The organism is Microbacterium sp. H83 (assembly GCF_001650405.1).
GTDB lineage: Bacteria > Actinomycetota > Actinomycetes > Actinomycetales > Microbacteriaceae > Microbacterium.
This window is the reverse complement of the sequence record NZ_LWCU01000041.1, coordinates 1-4519: the sequence shown is the minus strand read 5'-3', so window position 1 is coordinate 4519 and position 4519 is coordinate 1. Positions and strand designations below refer to the sequence as shown.

The 4519-nt window shown below is 71.3% G+C and carries 1 protein-coding gene; it reads left to right on the top strand.

Annotation, left to right across the window (positions count from 1 at the left end; translation table 11 throughout):
• Positions 1-4519, top strand: a 4519-nt coding sequence (locus A4X16_RS13910; protein ID WP_442922916.1) for a DUF7507 domain-containing protein, incomplete at both ends; no start/stop codon positions are given.

The following is a 4519-nucleotide window of genomic DNA, read 5'->3' as shown; positions in this document are numbered from 1 at the left end:
GATGTGGTGTGGCCGGTGGCGGGTGCGCCGGGTGTGATCGCTCCGGGGCAGACGGCGACGGCTGTGGGTGAGTATGTGATCACGCAGGCGGATGTGGATGCGGGTCGTGTGGTGAACACGGCGTCGGCGTCGGGTGTGCCGGCGCGGTCGGGACCGATCTCGGCGGTGTCGCCGGAGAGTGTGGTGGCGACGGAGGCGGCTGCTCCGGTGGTGTCGGTGTCGGATCGTGGTGTGCTGGCTGCGGGGGCGACGGGTCGGGCCGGGGATGTGGTGACGTGGACGTATGTGCTGACGAACCGGGGCAATGTGACCCTGACCGGCGCCGCCCTCTCGGATGCTCTTGCCGGGGCGTCGACTCCCGCGTATGTGTGGCAGGGTGAGGCGGGTGTGCTGGTTCCGGGGCAGTCCGTGACGGCGACCGCGACGTACGTGCTGACCCAGGCCGACGTCGATGCCGGCAGCGTCACCAGCCTCGTCACCGGAACAGGAACCCCGTCGACCGGCGGCGCGCCGGTGACGGCGACGACACCGTCGACTCTCGAGATCGACCCGTCGCCCTCGCTGGTCGTGACGAAGGACGACACCCCCGCGGGCGGTGCGGCCGGCGACACGATCACCTATTCGTTCACGCTCGAGAACCGCGGCACCGTGACGCTCTCGGGAGTCGTGCTCTCGGACAGCCTCGCCGGGCTCAGCACGCCGACGATCGCCTGGCCGACCGTCGACCGGGTGCTCGCGCCGGGGGAGGTCGCCACCGCGACGGCGACCTACGTGATCCGTCAGGCCGACGTGGACGCCGGCGTGGTCCGCAACACCGCCTCGGCTTCGGCATCCGCGCCCGGTGGGGCGACCGTGTCCGCGACCTCCGCGGAGATCACGACGACGCTCGACGACCCCGCTCCCGCGGTGGTCACGACCAAGACGGCGCGACTCGCGACGGGCGGCACCGGCGCTGTGGGCGATGTGATCGAGTACACGGTCGCCGTGCGGAACGCCGGCAACGTCACCCTCGACGACGTCGGCATCGTCGACGAGCTCGACGACCTGTCCGACATCGCCGTCGTCTGGCCCGGCGCCGAGGGCGTCCTCGCTCCCGAACAGGTGCTCGTCGGCACGGCCCGCTACGTGATCACCCAGGCCGACGTGGACCGGGGGTCGGTGGACAACGTCGCGACCGGTTCGGGGACCGATCCGTCCGGAGCGGTCGTCAGCGACCCGTCGGATCGGGTCGTGGTCCCGACCGTCGGCGCCGCTCCCGATGCGACCGTCTCGAAGTCGGGGGCGCTCGAGGCGGGGAGCACCGGTCGTGCCGGTGACGCCGTCCTCTACACGTTCCGGGTGGCGAACACCGGGAACGTCACCCTGTCCGACGTGGCGCTCGATGACGCGCTCCCCGGACTCTCGTCCGTCTCCGTGACCTGGCCGGGTGCGGAGGGAGTGCTCGCGCCGGGAGCCGTCGCCGACGCGACCGCCGAGTACGAGCTCACGCAGGCCGACGTCGACCGCGGCGAGGTCGACAACACCGTCGTCCTGACGGCGACTGCTCCCGACGGCTCCGCGGTCGAGCGCACTGCCGAGGCGGAGGTGCTCGTCGCCGAGGATGCCGAGCTGACGACGGTGAAGAGCGGCCGGATCCTCGACGGGGGGATCGGCGGGGTCGGCGACGTGATCGAGTATCGACTCGTCGTCACCAACACCGGCAACGTGACCGTGCAGGACGGGCGCCTCATCGATCGACTCGCGGGTCTGTCGTTGCCGGACATCGCCTGGCCGGGACCCGAGGGCGAGCTGCTCGTGGGCGACACGGTGGTCGGAACCGCGAGATACACGATCACCCAGGCCGACGTCGATCGCGGCTTCATCCGGAACATCGCCGGCGTCGAGGCGCGCACGGAGCAGGGCACCCTCGTGGTCGCCGACTCGAACCCGGTCGTCATCAACACGGTGCTGCCCGCGGCGGCGCTCACGGTGCAGAAGGACGGCATCGTCGGCGGGGACGGTCGTGTGGGCAGCGTCGTCGACTACACCTTCCGCGTCACGAACACCGGCAACGTCACGGTGAGCGCCATCGCCCTCACCGATCCGATGCCGGGTCTCTCCGTCCCGCAGTTCACCTGGCCGTCGGCCTCGGGCGTGCTGGCGCCGGGTCAGAGCGCCACGGCCACCGCCGCCTACACGATCACGCAGACGGATGTCGACGCCGGATCGATCGCGAACGCCGCGACCGCCGCAGGCAGCTCGCGCGGGGGAGTCGTCACGAGCGCGCCGGGCATCGAGACGGTCGACACGCAGGGGATCCGCGCCTCGATCGCCGTCGCCGAATACGGCGCCCTCGCGCCCGACGCGACCGGCGTGGCCGGAGACGTCGTCACCTGGTCGTACCGGCTGCAGAACACGAGCAACGTGACGCTGACCGGGGTCTCTCTGTCGGACCGCCTCGCCGGGGCGACCCCGCCCGCGTACGCCTGGCCCGACCCGACGCACCCCGGCGTGCTGCTTCCCGGCCAGGTCGTCACCGCCGTCTCGACCTACGAGCTCTCGCAGGCCGACGTCGATCGCGGATCCGTCGCCAGCACCGTCGACGGCGCAGGGGCGCCGCCGCGAGGAGCGGATGTGTCCGGCTCGGCCACGGCGTCCGTGCAGATCGCGGCACGACCGGGACTCTCCGCGACCAAGTCGGGCCTCGTCGTCGGCGACGGCGACGTGGGGGACCGCATCGACTACACGTTCGGGATCACGAACACGGGCAATGTCACGCTGACCCTCGTCGACCTCGTGGACGCGCTCCCGGGCGTCTCGGCTCCCGTCTTCGCGTGGCCGGGCGATGCGGGCATCCTCCTCCCGGGCGAGACGGTCGACGCCGAGGCCGAGTACACCGTCACGCAGGCGGACGTCGATCGCGGCGCGGTCACGAACGTCGCGACCGCGAGCGGCAAGCCCCCGGTCGGCGACACCATCACGGCGACCACGCCGCCGGAGACCACCGGGGTGGCCGCCGCGGCCCCGGCGCTGCTGACGTCGAAGAGCGCGGTCGTGCGCGGTGACGGCGCCGTCGGCGACATCGTCGACTACTCGTTCTCGATCGAGAACACCGGAAACGTGACCGTGCGCGGGATCACGCTCGCCGACCCGCTCGCCGGGCTCTCCACCCCCGTCGTCCGCTGGCCGGAGACGGCCGGTGTACTGGCGCCGGGCGAGGTCGCGACGGCGTCCGCGAGCTACGCGATCACGCAGGCGGATGTGGACGCGGGCGAGGTCGTGAACGTCGCGACCGCCGCAGGCACGACGCCCGGTGGTGCGTCGGTCTCCGACCTGTCCGACGAGATCCGCACCGCGACCGCCGTGGGGGCGCCGCGCATCTCCATCGACAAGACGGGCGCGCTGGCGGCGGGCTCCACCGGACAGGTCGGTGACGTGGTGCAGTTCGCGTTCACGGTCTCCAACACCGGCACCCAGACGGTGCGCGACGTCACCCTCACCGACGAGCTTCCTGGACTGAGCGAGATCCGGATGACCTGGCCCGATGGCAGCCCGGCCGGAGCCGGGGTGCTGCCCGTGGGAGCCGAGGCGCGCGGGACGGCGACGCTGGTGCTCACGCAGGCGGACATCGACGCGGGCTCGGTGGCCAACGCGGTGCAGGCGGCCGCGACCGCACCCGATGGCTCCCGGATCGCCGCATCCGACACCGCGACCGTCCTCGTCCCGCGCACTCCCGCGTTGTCTGCGGTGAAGTCGGGGGTGTTGGCGGTGGGTGATATCGGTGTGGTGGGGGACACGATCGAGTATGAGGTGGTGGTGACGAATACGGGGAATGTGACGGTCACGGGTGGTGTGCTGGTGGATCCGATGGAGGATCTGTATGGCGTGTCGATCGTGTGGCCGGATCCGTTGCGGCCTGGTCGTGTGGGTGTGGGGGAGCAGGCGGTGGGTCGGGGGTTCTATGACCTGAAGCAGGCGGATGTGGATGCCGGGTTCGTGGAGAATACGGCGTCGGTGGCGGCGACGGCTCCGGGTGGGGTGCGGGTGTCGGCGGATACGAATACGGTGCGGGTGAATACGGTGTTGCCGGCGCCGGGTCTGGTGGTGTCGAAGTCGGGTGTCGCTGCGGGGTCGGGTGGTGTGGGTGATGTGGTGTCGTATGAGTTCGGGGTGTCGAATACCGGCAATGTGACGGTGTCGGGTGTGGTGCTCTCGGATGCGGTGCCGGGTGTGGTGGTGTCGGATGTGGTGTGGCCGGTGGCGGGTGCGCCGGGTGTGATCGCTCCGGGGCAGACGGCGACGGCTGTGGGTGAGTATGTGATCACGCAGGCGGATGTGGATGCGGGTCGTGTGGTGAACACGGCGTCGGCGTCGGGTGTGCCGGCGCGGTCGGGACCGATCTCGGCGGTGTCGCCGGAGAGTGTGGTGGCGACGGAGGCGGCTGCTCCGGTGGTGTCGGTGTCGGATCGTGGTGTGCTGGCTGCGGGGGCGACGGGTCGGGCCGGGGATGTGGTGACGTGGACGTATGTGCTGACGAACC